This is a genomic window from Azospirillum sp. A23, from assembly GCF_042938965.1.
Lineage (GTDB): Bacteria > Pseudomonadota > Alphaproteobacteria > Azospirillales > Azospirillaceae > Azospirillum > Azospirillum melinis.
This window is the reverse complement of the sequence record NZ_CP170663.1, coordinates 222,156-241,117: the sequence shown is the minus strand read 5'-3', so window position 1 is coordinate 241,117 and position 18,962 is coordinate 222,156. Positions and strand designations below refer to the sequence as shown.

Sequence of the window (18,962 nt, the reverse complement as noted above, 5' to 3'; positions counted from 1 at the left end):
CAAGCAAATGCAGCGTCGGCGAAAGGTCCCAGATGCCTGACACCCTGAAGGCCGACGCCCCGTCCGCCCCGCTTCTGACCATTCCCGACGCACTCGCTTCGGAAGCCGCGGCGGTGATGCTGAGCGGCGACCCGGGCGCGTTGAAGGCCGTTCAGGGGAAAATGGCGGCGGCCCTGGCCGGACAGGGCCTGCCGGAGTCGTCGGCGGGCACGCTGGTCGATGGCTGGATGCATGACTTCACCGCCGGGCTCGGCGCGCAGGCGACGCCGGATGCCGCCATTGCCCAGGCGAACCGGATCGCCGCCGGTGCCGCCGCGCGGATGGCCCAGGCGACGCAGGAAGCGGCCTCGCTGACCGGCGAGCAGCGCATCGCCAGCGCCTTGGCGCAAGGGCAGGGACACGGAACGGAAGCGCTGACCGCAAAGGGCACGGCATCCGACCTTTCCGCCGCCCTGTTCAACGGGGTGATGGACCCGCTCGCCCGGCCGGCGGGTGCGGCGGACCCGATTGCCGCCCTGTCGCAGGCCCTGAATTCGCCGCCATCCCCCACGGTCACTCCGGCGGCGGCACCCCTTTCCCCGGCCGAGCAGCTGACCGCCGCCCTGGCCTCCGGCTCCGGCGTTCAGGAGGCGGTGAAGGCGGTGGGGGCCGGGCAGAACGGCCATTTCGCCGACACGCTGGAACGCGCGCTGTCCAGCGGCACCGACTCCACCGCCGCCGTGACCGCAGCGAAGGAAACGAGTGCCAACAGCGAGGCCCTGGCCCACTCCACCACGGTCGGACAGTCCGACGGCGCCCGCATGCTCTCCGCCCTGTCCTCCGGCAGCGCCGAAGCGCACACCGCCGTGAACGGTGCCGCCTTCGCCAGCGTCCTCAATGACGCCCTGACGCAGGGTGGATCGCCGGACGCCGCCCTCGCCGCGTCGGTCAGGGCGCAGACGGAGATGACAGCCAGCCAGAACGCCGCCGTCGTGCCGCCCAAGCCGACCGACGCGCTGGTGGCGTCGCTCGCCTCCGGCCGCAATGTCGGTGAAACCGTCAAGTCCTTCGCCTCGGCCGCCGGCATCGACCCGACCGCAGCCGGCGGATTCGGACAGGCCCTGGGCAGCGCCCTGTCCAGCGGGCACGAGCCGTCCGGCGCCCTGGGCACGGCACGCCAGGACGTCGCCGCGGCATCGTCCCTGTCGGCCGAGACGGCGAAGGGTGTGAAGGCCGATCCGCTCGTCACGGCTCTCGCCAGCGGACAGAATGTCCAGCAGGCCGTTCAGGCCCTCGGCGGCTCTGGCGCCGCCTTCAGCGCGGCCCTCGGGCAGGCCCTGGCGGAGGGACGGCCCGCCGGGCAGGCGCTGGCGGCGGCACGTCAGGCCGCCGACACCGTCCAGCAGAACACCCAGGCCAGCGAAGTCCCGGTGTCGGCGCAGGACAAGGCGATTGCCGACCTCGCCAACCCCGACAAGGCGGCAGCCCCCAAGGAGGCCGGCGAAACCAAGCAAGCCGCGAAGGATGCTGCCAAGGACGGGACCCAGCACAGCGACAGCGCCGACGGCAAGGCCGCCGAACAGGTGGCGGATGCCCAGGCGAAGGACGACGGCGGAAAGGAAAAGGACGGGAAGGACGCCAAGGCGGACGATAAGGCGGGCGACAAGGGCGATGCGAAGGCCGACGCCAAGGAGAGCACCGGCGACAAGGCCGCGCCCGATGCATCCGCCGATGGAAAGCCGGCGGCACCGGACGCCTCCCCGCAGGCGGCAAAGCAGGCGGCGATGAGCGATGCCGCCCCCAAGGCCATCAGCTTCGATCTGCCCGGCACGACGGACAAGGGCACCGCCACGAGCGACGCCGCCGCCCACTCCGCCGCATCGACGGATGCACGGCCGGCCGTCTCCGCCCCCTCGGTGACGAAAGCGCTGAGCACCAGCGATGCCTTCGCCGTCGCGGCGCAGAGCCAGCAGCGGGCGGTGCAGTCGGTGGTCCGTGCCGTCGAAAACGCGTCGTCCGACAGCTCGGGCACCACCACGCCGACCGTTACGCCGACGCTGCCCGCCACCCCCACCGTATCCGCCGAGCACCACGCCGCAGCGCCGACCCTGTCGGCATCCTTCGACGCGGCGGCCATGGCAAAGGCGCTGGCGATTGCCGAGGGAACCGCCGCTCCCGCCGGCTTCACCGTCTTCCACCTGATCGAAGCGATGTTCCGTCCCGGCGAGACCGGCAGCAGCGTGGTCGGCGTCGCGGTGGTGGCGAACCAGGGGTCGCAACTCGGCATCTGGCAGTACAGCGTCGACGGCAGCAGCTGGAGCGCGGTCGGATCGGTTGCCGAAACGGCGGCACTGGTGCTGCCGGGCAATGCCCTGCTGCGCTTCCTGCCCGCGGCCGGCGCTTCCGGCCAAGCGCCCGCCCTTGAGCTGCGGGCCGTCGGAAACGAGTGGACCGGCGGGTTCAGCGGCGCCGAGCACCGGCTGTTCACGCTCGACGGAACCGGCGGCACCACGCCCCTGTCCGCCGATGTGGCAAAGCTGTCCATCGACGTCACCTCCGTCAACGGCGCCCCGGTGGCGACCGGCGTGCAGGCCGTCCTGGACGCCGTGGCGGAGGACAGCGGCAATCCGGCCGGCGCCTCCGTCTCGACCCTGTTCGGCAAACTGTTCTCGGACCCGAGCGATGCGGTGTTCGGCGCCACCGGCGACGGTTTCGCCGGCATCGCCGTGGTCGCCAATCCCGGCAACTCCGCCCAGGGCGAATGGCAGTACTGGAACGGAAGCAGCTGGGTCGCGGTCGGTGCGGCGTCGGACGGCAATGCCCTGCTGCTGTCCGCCGAGACGATGCTGCGCTTCCTTCCCGTCGCAAACTGGAACGGGCAGCCCCCCAGCCTGATGGTGCGTCTGGTCGACGATTCGGCAGGAGCCATCGTCAGCGGCGACCGCGTCGATCTGAAGAGCCTCGGCGTCGGCGGCACCACCCCTTACAGCGTGTCGGCCATCCAGCTCGACACCCGCGTGACCGCCGTCAACGACGCCCCGATCACCACCGGAACGACGGCGACGCTGACGCACGTCGCGGAAGATGCCGCCAATCCCGCCGGGGCGACCGTTTCCACCCTGTTCGGCGGCCTGTTCTCCGACCCCACCGATGCCGTCGCCGGCGGATCGACGGCGAACGCCTTCGCCGGGGTGCTGGTGGTCGGCAACGCCGCCACGGCGACGCAAGGGTTGTGGCAGTACTGGACCGGAAGCAGCTGGGCCGACATCGGCGCGGCAAGCGCCGGCAACGGCCTGCTGCTGGCCGCCGGCACCGCGCTGCGCTTCCTGCCCGCCGCCGACTGGAACGGCACCACCCCGGCGCTGACCGTTCGGCTGGTGGACAATTCGCTGGGAGCGATCACCAGCGGCGAGCACGTCACCGCGACCGCGGGCGGCGGAACCAGCCGCTTCAGTGCCGGCACCATCACGCTGACCGGCAGCGTCGATGCCGTCAACGACGCGCCGGTCGCCACCGGCACCGCGGCCACCCTGCCGGCCATTGCGGAAGACACCGCCGATCCGGCCGGGGCCACCGTCACCAGCCTGTTCGGCAGCCTGTTCTCCGACGCGGCCGACGCCGTGGTTGGAGGATCGTCGGCCAACGGCTTTGCCGGGATCGCCATCGTCGGCAATGCGGCGACCGCGACGGAAGGCGTCTGGCAATATTGGACCGGCACCGCCTGGGCGGCCGTGGGCACGGTGTCGGAAGGGTCGGCCCTGGTGGTCGCCGCCGCCGACCGGCTGCGCTTCGTGCCTGCGGCCGACTGGAACGGCACCACCCCGGCCCTGACCGTCCGGCTGATCGAACAGGGCGCCGGCACCACCGCCACCGGCGGCCATGTCGACCTGACGCACGGCGTCGGCGGCAGCACGGTCTACAGTGCCGAGACCATCGCCCTGACCGGCAGCGTCACGCCGGTCAACGACGCCCCGCAGGTCACCGCCGACACCACGGCGCTGTCGACGGTAAAGGGGGTGGCGGTCGCGGTCACCGGCCTGTCGGTGTCGGACATCGACGCCGGCTCGACCCCGCTGCTGGTGACTCTCTCCGCCGGACACGGAACGCTGACGCTCGCCGATGGCGGGACGGACGCCGTCATCACCGGCAACGGCACGGACACCGTCACCATCCGGGCGACGCTCGCCACCATCAACAGCCTGCTGGGCGCCACCAACGGGCTTCTCTATACCGCGACCTCCTACACCGGCGCCGACAGCATCCATGTCGTGGTCGACGACCAGGGCGGTGGCGGCGCCGGCGGGCCGCTGACCGCCAGCACGTCCATCGCCGTGACGGTGGCGCCGCCGAACGCCTCCCCGGTCCTGGCCGACACCGATCTCTCCCTTTCCGTTGCAGGCGAGGCCCTCGCGGCGCCCACGGCGGGAACCGCGGGCATCGCCGTGTCGCAACTGGTCGGCCTGAACGGCAGCGGCCCGGCGAACGTCACCGACGGCGACACCGGTGCGGTCACCGGCATCGCCCTGGTCGGGACCAACGAGGCCTACGGGCACTGGTGGTTCTCGACCGACGGCGGTTCGACCTGGAGCCTCGTCGGCACCGTCAACGACAGCGATTCCGCCCTGCTGCTGCGCTCGACCGACCGGCTCTACTTTCAGCCCAACGCCTTGGTTCCCGGCACCATCAGCGGTGCCCTGACCATCCATGCCTGGGACCAGACCAGCGGGACCGCCGGCAGCAAGGTGACGATGGACACCGGCGCCGGCAGCGCCTTCTCCACTGCGACCGACAGCGTGACGCTGCACCCTGGCGTGCTGATTCCGAACGGCTCCTTCGACAACGGCCTGACCGGCTGGACCTACACCGGCGGCGCCAGTGTCGGTTCGACCGGCGACGGCCATGAGGCGACGCTCACCTCGGCGAGCGGCCAGACGCCGACCCAGCTGGAGGATTTCCTCGGCCTCAGCCACGGTTCCATCGCCAGCGCGACCGGGACGGTGCCGTCCGCCGGCCATGCGATGAAGCTCGGCACGACCGTGACGGTGACGCAGGACACGACGCTGACCTTCGACTGGTCCTTCACCTTCACCGACAGCGGTTCCTACCACGACTTCGCCTTCGTCAGCGTCAACGGCGTGGTGACGCTGCTGGCCAAGGACGCCAGCGCCAGCGGCAGCTTCAGCGTGGTGGTTGCGGCCAACAGCACCGTGTTGCTGGGATTCGGCGCCTCCGACACCGGCGACAACAGCGTCAACCCGATCCTGCGCGTCGACAACATCAAGCTGACGACGGTCGCCAGCGACCCCATCGTGCTGGACATGACCGGCCACGGGCTGGCGCTGCGACCGCTGTCCGACGGCGTCCATTTCGACGTGACCGGCGACGGCGTCGCCGACAGCACCGGCTGGATCGGAGCCGGCAACGCCCTTCTCGTTCAGGACACCAACGGCAACGGGCGGATCGACGACGCGCACGAGCTGGTTTCCGAACAGTTCGGCAGCGGCTTCAACAGCAGCCTGGAGGCGCTCGCCTCCCTCGACCGCAACCATGACGGCCGCCTGGACGCGACCGACGAGACCTTCGCCACTCTGAAGGTCTGGCAGGATGCGAACGGCGACGGCGTGAGTCAGGCGACCGAGTTGCGCGGACTTGCGGAGGCCGGCATCCGCTCCATCGCCACCACCGCGACACCGAGCGACGCCACTCTGGCCGGCAGCCGGATTCTCGGCACCACCAGCATGACGATGACCGACGGCAGCAGCCATGCGGTGGCCGGTGTGGCCTTCGACGTGAAGGCTGCCTCCGCCGCCCAGGTTCAGGTCCAGCCGCAAGCGATAGCATCGGGCACCAACTTTACGGCTCTGCTGACGTCAGGCCTAGGCTTGCCTGCGGAAGGTACAGTTGTAGCACAAGATACTTTCTCTCATTTGTCGGATTCGACTGCGGCATCTCACGTCTTCGATCAGCACCATTCACAAAACACCGATACACAAAGCGTGCATCATATCACAACACCCTAATGAGACTGACAGATTTAGAGGATTTATTAGGAATTTGAACACTGTTTTGTCTTAAAGCCCTATAAGGGTTGTCGGCTATGTTCGCCATTGTCGCAAGCCCGTAAGCTTTGGTCGATGGCGAGCCCCAGGACCCCCATGCGTAAATCCTTCATTTCTGCTGCGGTCTTGCTTCCGCTGATCGCCTGGGGTGCGCAGCCTGTGCTTGCGTCTCCGCGCGAGGACGTGGTTTCCCTGATCGGCAAGGCGACGGAAACCCATGACCGGCTAAGGGGGGCAGAGGCTGCGGCCGAGTCCGCCCGCAATGCGCTGCGGATCAGCCATGGCGGCTGGTACCCGACGCTCAGCCTGTCCGCCAATGGTGGACGCGAGACCACCAACAAGCCTGCCGGCCTTCCCAACACCGACCTGAACGCCAAGCAGCTGTCGGTGCGCGCGACCCAGCTGATCTGGGATTTCGACGCGACCAACGCCGACATCCGGCGGGCGCAGGTCTCCGTGGTCCGCGCCGACATCGCCGTGGAGCGCACCCGCCAGGAACTGCTGGTGGAAGGATTGAGCGCCTACGCCACCCTTGTCCGCGCCCACCGTCTGCTCGTCTTCTCCCGCCAGTCGGAAGACAACATCCGTCGGCAGACCGGCCTGGAAGAGGTTCGTCTCCAGGAAGGCTACGGCTTCTCCACCGACGTTCTACAGGCCAAGAGCCAGCTTGCCGGCGCCCAGGCCCGCCGTGTCGCGGCGGAGGAGGCGATGCAGACCGCCCTCAGCCGCTTCCAGGCCTATTTCGGCCATGTGCCCTTCCAGCTCGACGGCGCCGAAGTGCTGGCGATGACCAAGGCCGCGCTGCCGCTGTCGATGGATGCGGCGGTGGACGAGGCGCGCCGCCACAACCCGCGCCTTCAGGAACTGGCCCTGACCACGGCCGCCGCCCAGGAGGCTGTGGCGTCGGTGCGCGGCCGCACCCTCTATCCGCGGGTGGAAGGCTATGTCGAGCGCAACATCAAGAGCGACGTCGCCGGCCAGCCGGGGCGGCAGGACGAGCTGTTGTTCAAGCTGCAGGTCACCTTCTCGCTGAACACCGGCCTGACCGCGATCAACAGCGTCCGCCTCGCCGAGGCCGACCTGCGCGCCGCCGACGCCAACTGGGCCGACCAGGAACGCACGGTGCTGGAAACCGTCCGCAACAGCTGGAACCGGCTGGAGAGCGCGCGGTCGCAGGTGAAGCTGCTGAACGATCAGGCCAGCCTCGCCGCCGGCTTCCTCGACGTGGCGCGGGCGGAGCGCGAATTGGGCTCGCGGTCGCTCATCGACATCCTGTCGGGCGAGACGACGCTGATCAACGCGCGCAGCGATGCCGCCGCGGCGGAGACGGAACTGGTTCTCGCCGGATACCGCCTGCTCGCCGCCATGGGGCGTCTGACTGCCGCCGATATCCAGACCAAGCCGATGCCGAAGCTGGCGGCGATGGGCCGCGGCCTGTTCGACGGCCCAGGCAAGACCGAGCCATCACCTCCCGCCAACAGAGACACCAAGCGCAAGCGTGGGAAGGGAGACCAGCAATGACCGGCGGCGCCATCGGACTGCTGCTCCTGCGGCTGCGCTCCAACCTGCGGCTGACGACCCGCGTCTTCGCGGCTTCGCTCGCGGCGAACCTGCTCGGCCTCGCCTCGTCCTTCTACACCATGCTGGTGCTGAACCGGTATGTGACGCACGGCGTCGATTCGACGCTGGCGGCGCTGACCGTCGGGGTCGTGCTGTCCATCGCCTTCGAACATCTGTTCCGCCATGTCCGCCTCGGCATCGCCGGCCGCATCGGCCGCGCCGAGCATGACCGTCTGGCGACCGGCGCCTTCGGCATCCTGCTGACCGCGCGCAGCGGCGCCGGCTCGGCGGAGGGCGACGCCGCCCGGCGCGAGGCGATGCGGGCACCCGAGCAGATCGACGCGGCGCTCGGCTCCGCCAATCTGGCGACGCTGTTCGACCTGCCTTTCGCGCTGGGCTTCATCCTCGTGGTGGCGCTGGTCTCCTGGCCGCTGGCGGCGATCTGCGTGCTGTTCACCCTGCTGTCGATTGCCGCCGGCCTGCTGGCCCAGGCCGACATGCGGGCGGTCGGCCGCGATCTGGCCCAGGCCGGCGCCGATGCGCAGGGTCTTGTCACCTCGGCCATCGTCGGCCGCGACGCGGCGGCTTTGTTCGGCGGCGCCAAGCCGCTGCTGGGCGACTGGCAGCGCGCAGCGAAAACGCTCCGGACCCTGCGCGAGCGCATGTCGATGCGCCAGGGCCGTGCCCAGTCGATGGCGCAGAGCCTCCAGGCGCTCCAGGGCGTGGCGGTCATCGCCACAGGGGCCGTGCTGGTGGTGCGCGGCGAGCTGGATGTCGGCTCGCTGATCGGCGTCAACCTGCTGGTCGGCCGGGCGCTGGCTCCCTTCACCCGACTGGCGCAGATCGGAGAATCGCTGGCGATGGCCCGGCAGGCGCAGAGCCGGTTGGAGCAGTTCGCCCGCACGGCGGTGGAGCCGCCGACCGGCACCAGCCTGCCCCGCTATAACGGCACGCTGGAACTGCGCGACCTGACCTACACCCCGGCCGGCGCGGTCACCCCGCTGCTGCGCCGCCTGTCGCTGTCGGTTCCCGCCGGCAACATCCTGGTGCTGAAGGGGCGGAACGGCTCGGGCAAATCGACGCTGATCCGCCTGATCGCCGGGCTTGTCGATCCGCAGGAGGGGGCCGTCCTGGCCGACGGCGTCGACATCCGCAAATTCGCCCCCCTCTGGTGGCGCCAGCAGACCGGCTATCTGCCGCAGGAGCCCGTCTTCCTCAACCGGACCATCCGGGAGAACCTGCTGCTCGCCAACCCGCGCCTGTCGGAAACGGACTTGCAGGCCGTCCTGCACCGCGCCGGCGCCGAGCGCGCGGTGGCCGACTGCGCCCAGGGGCTTGACACGCCGCTGCGCAATTTCGGCCAGGAGCTGCCGGTCGGGCACCGGCGCCGGCTGGCGCTCGCCCGTGCGCTGGCGGTCGGCGGCCGGCTGATCCTGCTGGACGAGCCGACCGACGGTCTGGACGCCGAAGGCACCGCCGTCGTCTACCGCACGCTGATCGAACTGGCGCGCGCCGGCCACACGGTGGTCATCGCCTCGCACGATCCGCGCATCCTCCAGGGCGCCTCCCTGGTGCTCGACCTCGATCAGTCGCAGGATTTGGCCATGAGCCGTGACCCGGCCGGACTGGTGGCATCATGAAGCCGCTTCCCCTGCTGACCCGCAAGCGGGCCGCCAGCCCCACCCTGCCCTCTGCCCTGGCCTCTGGCCTTCCACCCGGCCTTCCACCCGGCCTCCCCCTGGGCGGTGCGGCGGCACCGGCACTGCCCTTCGCCACCGCCACAGCGCCGGAGACCGAAAGCCGCTTCGGCGACGGCCTGTTCGCCGTCGGCATCGCCGCCTTCCTCGCCGCGGTGGGCTGGGCCTCCATCGCCGAACTGAACGTCTCCAGCAGCGCGCCCGGCGACGTTGTGCCGCTGGCCTACAACCAGTCGGTCCAGCATTTCGAAGGCGGCATCGTCCGCGACATCCTGGTGCAGGAAGGCGATTCGGTGAAGGCCGGGCAGGTGCTGGTCGAACTGGACCAGACCAAGACCCGCGCCGATCTGGAAGAGCTGCGCCTGCGCCTCGGCTCGCTCTCCGCCGACATCGCCCGGTTGGAGGCCGAAGTCACGCGGCGCGACAGCATCGACTTTCCCGAGACGCTGACCCGCGAGCGGCCGGATCTGGTGGCGCAGACCCGGGACCTGTTCCGCGCCCGGCGCGACCGGCTGGCCTCCGACATCGACATCCAGCGCCAGGACATCATCCAGCGCGAGCAGCAGATGGCCGCCGTCCGGGCGCGCATCTCCGGCTCCCAGGTGGCGCAGGGGCTGATCCGCGAACAGCTGTCCATCAGCGAAAGCCTGCTGAAGCGCGAGATCACCAACCGCATGAAGCATCTGGAGCTTCTGCGCGACGACGCCCGCATCACCGGCTCCATCGCCGAGGACCGCGCCACTTTGGCCCAGGCCGAAGCGGCCCTGGCGGAGGCGCGCAGCAAGCTGGTGTGGATCGGCCGCAAGTACGAGGAAGAGGGCCGCAACGCCCTGGACGAGGCGCGGCGCAACCACAACGAACTGTCGCAGCGCCTGACCCGTTATCAGGACAGCCTGGACCGCTCCAGCATGCGGGCGCCGATGGACGGCATCGTCAAGACGCTGGCCGTCTCGACCAAGGGCGCCGTCGTCAAGGCCGGCGAGACGGTGGTGGAGCTGGTGCCGCGCGACGGCAATCTGGTGGTGGACGCCCGCCTGCCGGTGCAGGACATCGGCTATGTCCGCGCCGACCAGCCGGTGGTGGTGACGCTGGCCGGCAGCGACGCCTCGCGCTTCGGCCATATCGAGGGGCGGGTGCGGACGATCAGCCCCGACACGCTGCTCGATGCCAACAAGCAGTCCTACTACAAGGTCCGCGTCGAACTGCCGGTGACGCGCTTCGACTATGGCGGCAAGACCTACGAGCTGTTCCCCGGCGTGCGGGTGACCTGCAGCATCCTGACCGGGCGCCGCACGATCCTCGACTACGTCTTCTCGCCGGTCCTCAACGGCCTCCAGCATGCGATGCAGGAGCGGTGAGGATGGCTGCGATCACGAGACTTATCCCTCCCCCGAGGATCCCCCGATGCTGAGTTCGCTCCAGCCCCGTTCCCGGCAGCCGCTGCGCTGGTCGCACATGACCAAGAAGGCGCGCTTCGCCCTGATCCTGGCGGCGGCGATGCTGGTCACCGTTCTGGTGTCGCTGGTGGTGCGGGCCGGCTTCCTCGGGGAACGCGCCGGGGAGCCGCTGGCGCTCGCCGTGGTGGGACCGCTGAGCGGACCGGACGCGGCGCTCGGACTGGCTCTGCGCAAGGGCGCGGCACTGCGGGCCGACACCATCAACGCGGCCGGAGGCATCGGCGGACGCCCGGTCGAGGTCAGGCCCTTCGACGACGAGGGCGACAAGGGCAAGTCGCTGGAGATCGCCCGGCGCATCGCCAACGACCCGGCAATCGTCGCGGTGGTCGGCCACACGCCGGACGCCACCGACAGCGCCGCCGCCATCTATGCCCAGAAGAAGATCCCGCTGATCGCGCCGCGCCCGCTGGTCCGCCCGACGGACGGCGCGCCCAGCCCGTGGCTGTTCAGCATCGGCTTCGACCGTACCCACGAAATCCGCTTCCTCGCCAACTATGTCCGCAACGTGGTGGGCGAGCCGACCGTCGCCATCATCCGCGAGGACAGCGAGCAGGCGGCGTCGCTTGCCGGCCAGTTCGACAGCATCCTCCAGCGCTTCGGCACCAAGCTGGTCAACCAGTGGACCTACGCCCCCGGACGCGGCGGGGCCGGCGCCCTGCCGGCGCTCGCCCAGGCGGTGAAGGAGCGGATGCCGACCGGCGCCATCGTCGTCATCGGCTCGGCGGTGGACAGTGCGCGCGTGGTGGTCGCCTTGCGCGACGTCGGCGTGCGCAACCTGATCGCCGGCAGCTCGGAGATGGCGACCGCCGCCTTCCGCACCGAGATCGTCGCCCAGACCCAGGCGAACCCCAAGGCATTGACGCCGGAGGCCTACGGCCATGGCCTGCTGGTCGCCTCGCCCGTGCTGTTCGACACGGCGAACGAGCGGGCGCAGCGCTTCTACGGCCAATATGTCAAGCGCTTCAACGCCGTGCCCGACTGGGCGGCGGCGCTGGGCGCCGACGGCGTCGATCTGATCGCCGGCGCCATCGCCGCTTCCCCCGCCGGCACCGGCAAGCCCGATGGGGACGCGCTCCGTCTCGCCATCGCCGGCCACGACCGTGCCGAGACCGCGGTTCAGTCGACTGCCGGAACCTGGACCTTCGACGCCCGCGGGCAGGCGACGCTGCCGGTGATGATGGCGACCTACAACGGCCTGAACCCGGTGGCGGCGCTGACCCAGCTGCAACCGATCCGCGAGGCCGGCGTCTCCAACTTCCTGGAAGAGGTGCAGCGCGGGCGGGCGCTCTACGTCAACGACCGCTTCATGTACAAGACGGACGTCATCTACACCGGCGTCCAGCTGCACGAGATCCGCGACCTCAACCCGGACGCCAACGAAGCGACGCTGAACCTGACCATCTGGTTCCGCTACCGCGGCGCCTTCAACCCGGCCGACGTCGTCTTCACCAACGCGGTCAAGCCGGTGGAACTCGGCAAGCCCTACCGCGAGGAGCGCGGCGAGGTCACCACCTACGTCGCCTACCGGATCGAGGGGCGCTTCTCGCTGAACTTCTCCGACCAGCGGCCGCCCTACGGCAGCCATTCCGTCGGCGTCAGCTTCCGCCACCGGACGCAGAACCGCAACACGGTGATGTTCGTCACCGACGTGCTCGGCATGTCGCTGGTGAACACCAACGACTTCGTGGAAAAGCTGAAGGCGATGGCCGCGGCGGAAACCGCGTCGGCCGCCGACCTCAGCCTCGCCGACCGCTTCCGCCGGGCGCTGGAAGGGGAGAGCGAAAGCTCCACCCTGCTCGACCAGCTGCGCGCCAAGCGGGTGCTGGCCCCGTCGCCGGGCTGGCGGCTGTCGCGCGCCTGGATCTCCCAGGACGTCACCAGCGTCAGCAGCGAGGGCGATCCCAACTATGTCGGCTTCGGCCGGCCGCAGCCGGACTTCTCCCGCGTCGATTTCGGCGTGGTGGCGACGCCGGACGCGCCTGCGGCGCGCGATTTCATCCACCGCGACTTCTTCGTCTACATCGCCATCTTCAGCGCGGTTCTGGCGGTCTTCGCAGCATTCATGGACCGGCGCGACCGCGGCCAGTTCTGGAAGATCCAGACGCTGTTCATGCGCATCCTGTCCTGGCCGCTCCTGCTGATGTCGGCCGGCAACATCGTGCTGGACCAAGCGGTGGCGACGCTGCCGGCAAGCGGCATCGCCATGGTGGTGAACGGCATCAACGTGCTGTGGTGGATCGTGCCGGCCATCCTGGTCGACCGCACGATGGAACGCTTCGTCTGGACCCCGCTGGAGATCCGCACCCAGCGCCGCATCCCGGCCATCGTCCGCCGCTTCTCCACCCTGATCGTCTTCGGCTTCGCCGGCTGCGGCATCATGGCCTTCGTGCTGAAGCAGCCGATCACCAGCCTGCTGGCGGCCTCCGGCCTCGTCGGCATGGTCATCGGCCTCGCCATCCAGGCCAACATCGCCAACGTCTTCTCCGGCATCATCCTCAACATCGAACGGCCGTTCCAGATCGGCGACAGCATCCAGATCACCGACGTCGTCCGCGGCGTCGTGGTCGACATGACGTGGCGGACGGTGCGGGTGCGCAACGTCGCCGGCTTCATCGTCGCGATGCCGAACGCCAAAGTGTCGGAAGCGACCGTGGTCAATTTCAGCTCGGTCGAGCGCGTTTCGATGAAGCTGGAATATTTCGCCGACGCCAGCATCGACCCCGGCCACATGGGGGGGCTGCTGACCACGGCGCTGCGCGCCACCGACCGGGTAATGCCGAGCGACACCGGCGGGCTGCCCTTCGTCCGCTATGACGGCTTCCGCGCCGTCAACGGACAGTGGCTGTGCAAGTACAACCTGTTCTTCTGCGTCAAGGATCACGAGGCCAGCTTCGCCGTGCCCGAACTGGTCTGGCGGTCCGTCTACCGGACGCTGGCCGACGCCGGCATCGACCCGACCCCGCCCGACCTGTTGGAGGCGGGCGCCGCCGCCGCGGTCGTCACCGCAGCCATCCCGCACGCGACCGTTCCGGCATGAGCAGGAGCATCCCGATGACACGCCCCCTCCGCCGCTGCGTCACTGCGACGATGCTGCTGCCGGTCCTGCTCGCCGGTTCAGCCTGCGCCCCCTTCGGCAGCGAAAAGTCCGCCGCGATCCTGGAGCGGGTGGGCGACGGCGATTACGACGTCGGCATCCGCTACCCGTCCAAGCGCACCCGCTACGTGATGATCGTCGAGGAGGACGAGGAGTCCTTCGCCCTCGCCAACCGCCCCGTGACGGGCCGGGCTGCCGACGGCGCCGCGCCGGCTCCGGCAGCAGAACCGGCCGCCCCGCAGCAGAACGACCGGGTGCTGACCCCCTGCACCGGGGCGGCAGGCAACTGGTACCGCCACACGCCGGCCGGCTATGTCTGCGCCGGTGGGGCGGGCGGCTGACCATGAAGCGCACGGCTCTGACAATCGCCCTGCTGCTCGCCGGCTGCGCCGCCGACGGGTCCATGCGCGTCACGGATGGCGGGACGGATCCGGCCCCGGTGCTCCGCATCGTCGCCGATGCCGAGGCCAACGGCCGGCGTCCGGTGGCCGTCGACGTGGTCCGGGTGGCCGACGGCGCCCTGGCGCGCCGGGTCGGCTCGCTCGACGCCGCAAGCTGGTTCCGCGAGCGGGCGGCCCTGAACGGCGAGGCTGCCGGGCGGATCGCCATCGCGTCCTGGGAGCTGGTTCCCGGCCAGAGCGTGGTCCTGCGCAGCCTTCCCCCCTTTGCCGCCACACCCACCGCAACCATCGTCTTCGCGCGCTATGGCATGCCGGGGGTCCACCGCCAGTCGCTGGACGGCATGATCGCGCTCGACATCCGGCTGGGGCGCGATGGCTTCACCGTGGCTCCGCTGCCGAAGGACACCGCACCGTGACCGTACGGCCCGCCCCCTCGCCCTCCGCGCCTCCGGCCGCTGCTGCCGCCGTCGCTGCTGCCGCCGATACGGCACGCGCCGCCGGTCCGGGTGTCCTGGCCCTTTTCCGCGCCTTCCACGCCGACCTGCTGGCCGCCTGCGCACAGGACCAGGCCCCGGCCGGGTCGGTCGCCGAACGGCTGGTCGCAATGCTCCACGGCATGAGCGCCTCGGCGACCGCCCAGGGTCCCGCCGCCCATGGCACCGTGGTGAAGGCGGCCTTCGCGATGGCGATGCTGGCGGACCGGGCGCTTGCCCAGGTGAAGCCGGCCGACGCCGTCGTCGCCGGCCGCCTGTTCGGTGCGAACGCCACCCTGCAAACCCTGTTCGTCCAGGCCGACGACCTGATCCGCCAGGGCGTCAAGGCCGACCGCGGGCTTGCCGCGGTTTATCTGGCGGCCCTGGCCCTCGGCTTCCCCGACGATGCCCAGGCGGCGGCGCGACGCTCCCCGCTGCACCGGATCGTCACCGGCAGGGAGGGCGGAACCGAGCAGCCGCAGGCCGGCCTCGCCAGCCGGCGCGCCTACGATCCGCCGATGGGTGCGGTGGTCGGCGGCTTCCGCCCGTCGGCGCGGCGCTGGTGGGTGGCGGTCGGCGGCGTGGCGGCGCTGTTCCTGCTGGTGTCCCATCTGCTGTGGTCCACCGCCGTCAACGATCTTCAGCGTGACCTGCGCGGCGCCCGGTCCGCGGTCGAGGATATGGGGCAGTCATGGTCCTACTGATCCTGACGATTGAACTCGTGATCTCCAGCATCGGTTCGGCCATCGGCTGGATCCTGTCCTTCGTCTTCGCCTATCTGCCGTTTCTGCTGGCGGCCCTGCCTCTCTACATCCTCTATCGGGCGGCCCGGTCGGTCTGGCCGAAGCTGCGCAGCCGGCTGCGCCGCGGGCGCAAGCCTGCCAAGGCCGCAGTCCGCGCCAAGGCGCCGACGCGCAAGCCCATGCCGTCCTCGGCGCTCCATGTCCGGGCGGAGCCGCCGCCGCCGTCGAAGGCAACCGCCGGCAAGCCACCGCTGGCCCGCACCTACAATGAAGGGCTGGACATTCTGGCCCGGCAGATGCGCGGTCCCCTGCGGCGCGGCGACATTCCCTGGTTCCTCGCCTTCGGCGTCGGCGGCCCGGCGCTGCTCGCCACCGACCCGACCCATGTGCGCTGGCCGGAAGACGGCAACACCGAGAACGGCTGCTGGTGGTTCTGCGAAGGGGCGGCGATCCTGCATGCCGGCGCCGATTCCGCCGATGGCACGAAACTGGACTCGTCCTGGCCGTCGCTGGTCGCGGCGATCCGCAAACGGCCGATGCGCCGGCCGCTGGACGGCATCCTGCTGTTGGTCGGCGCCGACGAGCTGCGCGCCGCGGCGGAGCGCGAGGCACCGCGCCGGGCGCTGGCCAGGCGGGCGGAGTCCCTGCGCGCACGGCTGCGCTCGATCCGCGACGATCTCGGCATGGTCTGCCCGGTGCATGTGGCGGTGGTGCGCGCGGAGTCCCTCGACGGCTTTGGCGACCTCTGCGCGACGATTCCCGCGGCCATGCTGGACAGCGTTCTGGGATGGACCAGCCCGCATGACTGGCTGGCGCCTTTCGAGCCCGCCCGTGTGGCTGAAGCCTTCGACGCCATCCAATCCGACCTCGCCCTGCTGGAGGCGGACGCGCTCGCCGGTGTGACCGCCGCCGGGACCGCCTGCGTGCGCCTGCCGCTTCTCCCGGCATCGCTGGAGACGCTGCACCATCCGCTGGCGCTGTTCCTGGATGGCGCGCTGGGTGGCGACGAGGCGGCCGAGCCCTTCCCGCTGCGCGGCATCGCCCTGACTGGTGCCTGTGCGACCGCGACGGGGGGCGCCGCCCGGCCTTTGCCCGCGACCTGCTGCCCGGCCGTGCCTTCGCCGAACCCGGCTATGGACGCCCGTCGGAAGCCGCCTTCCTGCAAGGCCGCCGGCATCGCCGGATCGCGCAGGCCGCGCTGGCCGCCTCCGTGGCGGTCCTGTCGGTCGCCGCCTGGCAGGGCTTCGCGGGCGTATCGGCCGGAAGCACTGCGGTGGCGGCCCCGGTTGCCGACCTGCGGCGGGCGCTGCTGTCGCGCGACGCCCTGGTGGATGGCCCCATGGTTGGCCGTGTTATCGCCGCCGCCGCCGTGATGGAGCGCGACCGGCTGGCGACGCCGTTGCTGCCGACCTCGCTGTTCAGCGGAGTCGACGAGGACAAGCGCCGGCTCGCGTCGGTCACCCTGCGCCGGGCGGTGCTGCGGCCGATCCGCGACGCCCTGCTGCCCAGCTCCGCCCTGACCGATTTGCCGCCGGTCAGCAATCCCCGGCGCGTCGAGGATTTGCCGGCCTTCCGCCGGCTGGCCGCCCAGCTGGACCGCATCGGCGGCCGGCGCGGTGCGCTGGAGCGCTACGACCGCTTCCGCCGCAACAGCGGGTTCGACGAATTGCTGGCGCTGGCCGAAAGCGTCTATGACGCCGTGCCGCGCCCGCCCATCGCGGCGACCGACGGCTTCATCACGCGCATTGCCGCCGGGGCCGACCTTCCCAACCTGGATGCCAGGACCATCGCGGTCGCCCTGCGGGCTGAATCGGTGCAGCTCGCCGCTCCGCTGGCCGAGGAACTCTACACCCGCAACCCCCTGCGTCTGCGGGCACAGGCCTTGGCCGACCGGCTGCGCGACCTGCCGCAATCGCCGAGCGAAGAGGATGTCGTGGACCTCGGCCGGCTGGTCGATGCCGTCACCGAGGCCGCCGGCTGGCCGATTGCCGCCGCCTTGCAGGATCCCGCGCGCGGATTGCCGGATGCCGTCAAGCTGGCGCTCCAGAAGGCGGCGATGGCCGATCTGCCCGGCCGCGACACCACCGACCGCATCACCGAGGCACTGTCCACCGCAGCCACCGCGGCCCGTGCCGCCGTCCTGGCACTCGACACCCCGTCGGTCGGACGCCTGCTGACCAGCGGCGAGGGCGGCGCGCTGTCCTTGAACCCTGCGGTCGCCGCCCTGCCGGCACAATTGGTCGCTGCCGTGGCGGTCAAGCCCAAGGACGAGCCGCCGCCGGCCAAAGCTGCCGCTTCCGAAGCCAAGCCCGCGGCCCCCGCTCCGGTGGCGCCGGTCGTCGAGCAGCGCCCCACGCCGCCCCCTCCTGTGCCGGCTCCCGAACCCGTTCCCGCGCCGCCCAAGCAGGTGGCGGTCGCCAGCCCGCCGCCTGCGCCCTACGAGGCTCCACCACCGGCCCGGCTGCCCCCGTTGCCGCCATTGCCGACCCTTCCGGCCCTCCCCCCGGAATCTGCGGCGCCCGCGACGCCTGCGCCCGAGGCGGCGGTGGCGAGGCTCGATGCAGTGTTCTCCCAATCGCTTGCCGGACGCTTCCCCTTCGTCCGTCCGGAGCTTGCCCGCGGCGCGCCGGATGCCGATCCCAAGGACGTGCGCCGCTTCTACGAGCAGCTCGACGAGAGCCGGGCTGCCGTCATGAAGACGGCGACGCCTGACGTCGCGGCCTTCCTCGAGAAAATGGAGGCGGTGCGTCCCCTGTTCGATGCGGTCTCCCGTTCGGCACCGGTCACTGTCCGTTTCAGCTACGGCACCAACCGGGCGCAGGAACTGGGGGCGGAGCACATCATCGACTGGTCGGTGCGGTCGGGGACCAGCGCGGTCGGCGCCTCCGCCGGTTCCGATGCGCTGGTCTGGAAAGCGGGGCAACCGCTGCTCCTCAGCTTCCGCTGGGCCGCCGGTTCGCCCTATCGCCCGAAGAACGCCATGGCGAGCGAAGCGGAGGCGGCGGCCGGCGATACGCTGACGCTGGTCGAACGCGGCCCCTGGGCATTGCTGCGGCTGTTGAAGGGGCGGTCGGCCTCCACGAGCGGCGACGGTGCCCTGCTGCGCGTCGTCCTGCCGACCCAGACAATCGGCGGCGAGCCGGTGCGCGATACGGTCCTGTTCATGACGGCGTCCATTGCCGCCGGATCACGATCCACCCTGCCGGTGAAAGCCTTGGACCTGCCGTCCCGCTTCCCTTCAAGGTAGAGCGAATCATTAGTCACAAGAAAAGCTAATGACATCTTTGGTCACATATCGCAGCAAACCGATCCATGTCCCTCCAAAAATCCTGATAACCCCAATAGTGACTTAACATGTTTTTAATCAATAAAACCGTATCAACAGACTATCCTATATAGACCGACCGGCAGGTATTTCCTGCCAAGCTTACGATCTAATCATCATTAACTAATTTTATGGCTGCCGCGAGCAGCCGACGCCTTTCGTTTGTCAATCGCC

10 protein-coding genes are annotated in these 18,962 nt (G+C 70.4%); all 10 read left to right on the top strand.

Going from position 1 to position 18,962, the window contains the following annotated elements; genetic code table 11:
- The first annotated feature begins 32 nt into the window (after positions 1-32).
- On the top strand, positions 33-5,999 hold the full coding sequence (locus ABNQ40_RS00955) for a hypothetical protein (RefSeq protein ID WP_199235389.1): 5,967 nt from the start codon (positions 33-35) through the stop codon (positions 5,997-5,999).
- Positions 6,000-6,197: 198 nt separating this feature from the next.
- Positions 6,198-7,559: a TolC family protein gene (locus ABNQ40_RS00950; protein WP_247879949.1), complete on the top strand. Its 1,362-nt coding sequence runs from the start codon at positions 6,198-6,200 to the stop codon at positions 7,557-7,559.
- Complete coding sequence (locus ABNQ40_RS00945; protein WP_109051136.1) at positions 7,556-9,238, top strand: ATP-binding cassette domain-containing protein; 1,683 nt, start codon at positions 7,556-7,558, stop codon at positions 9,236-9,238. The genes ABNQ40_RS00950 and ABNQ40_RS00945 overlap by 4 nt, the downstream gene beginning before the upstream one ends.
- Positions 9,235-10,653: an HlyD family type I secretion periplasmic adaptor subunit gene (locus ABNQ40_RS00940; RefSeq protein WP_109051137.1), complete on the top strand. Its 1,419-nt coding sequence runs from the start codon at positions 9,235-9,237 to the stop codon at positions 10,651-10,653. The genes ABNQ40_RS00945 and ABNQ40_RS00940 overlap by 4 nt, the downstream gene beginning before the upstream one ends.
- Before the next feature lie 46 nt (positions 10,654-10,699).
- Positions 10,700-13,789 (top strand): ABC transporter substrate-binding protein, encoded by a 3,090-nt coding sequence (locus ABNQ40_RS00935; protein WP_109051138.1) that lies wholly within the window; start codon positions 10,700-10,702, stop codon positions 13,787-13,789.
- A 14-nt stretch (positions 13,790-13,803) separates the two neighbouring features.
- Positions 13,804-14,187 carry a hypothetical protein gene (locus ABNQ40_RS00930; RefSeq protein ID WP_146255513.1) on the top strand — a complete coding sequence of 128 codons (384 nt, stop codon included), beginning with the start codon at positions 13,804-13,806 and terminating at the stop codon, positions 14,185-14,187.
- A 2-nt stretch (positions 14,188-14,189) separates the two neighbouring features.
- Positions 14,190-14,663 carry a hypothetical protein gene (locus ABNQ40_RS00925; RefSeq protein ID WP_109051140.1) on the top strand — a complete coding sequence of 158 codons (474 nt, stop codon included), beginning with the start codon at positions 14,190-14,192 and terminating at the stop codon, positions 14,661-14,663.
- Entirely contained in the window at positions 14,660-15,424 is a 765-nt protein-coding gene (locus tag ABNQ40_RS00920) for a DotU family type IV/VI secretion system protein (RefSeq protein ID WP_109051141.1), read from the top strand. The genes ABNQ40_RS00925 and ABNQ40_RS00920 overlap by 4 nt, the downstream gene beginning before the upstream one ends.
- Positions 15,412-16,836 carry a type VI secretion protein IcmF/TssM N-terminal domain-containing protein gene (locus ABNQ40_RS00915; RefSeq protein ID WP_391345340.1) on the top strand — a complete coding sequence of 475 codons (1,425 nt, stop codon included), beginning with the start codon at positions 15,412-15,414 and terminating at the stop codon, positions 16,834-16,836. The genes ABNQ40_RS00920 and ABNQ40_RS00915 overlap by 13 nt, the downstream gene beginning before the upstream one ends.
- Positions 16,737-18,710, top strand: coding sequence for a hypothetical protein (locus ABNQ40_RS00910; RefSeq protein ID WP_391345339.1), 1,974 nt, complete (start codon positions 16,737-16,739; stop codon positions 18,708-18,710). The genes ABNQ40_RS00915 and ABNQ40_RS00910 overlap by 100 nt, the downstream gene beginning before the upstream one ends.
- The last annotated feature ends 252 nt before the right edge of the window (positions 18,711-18,962 follow it).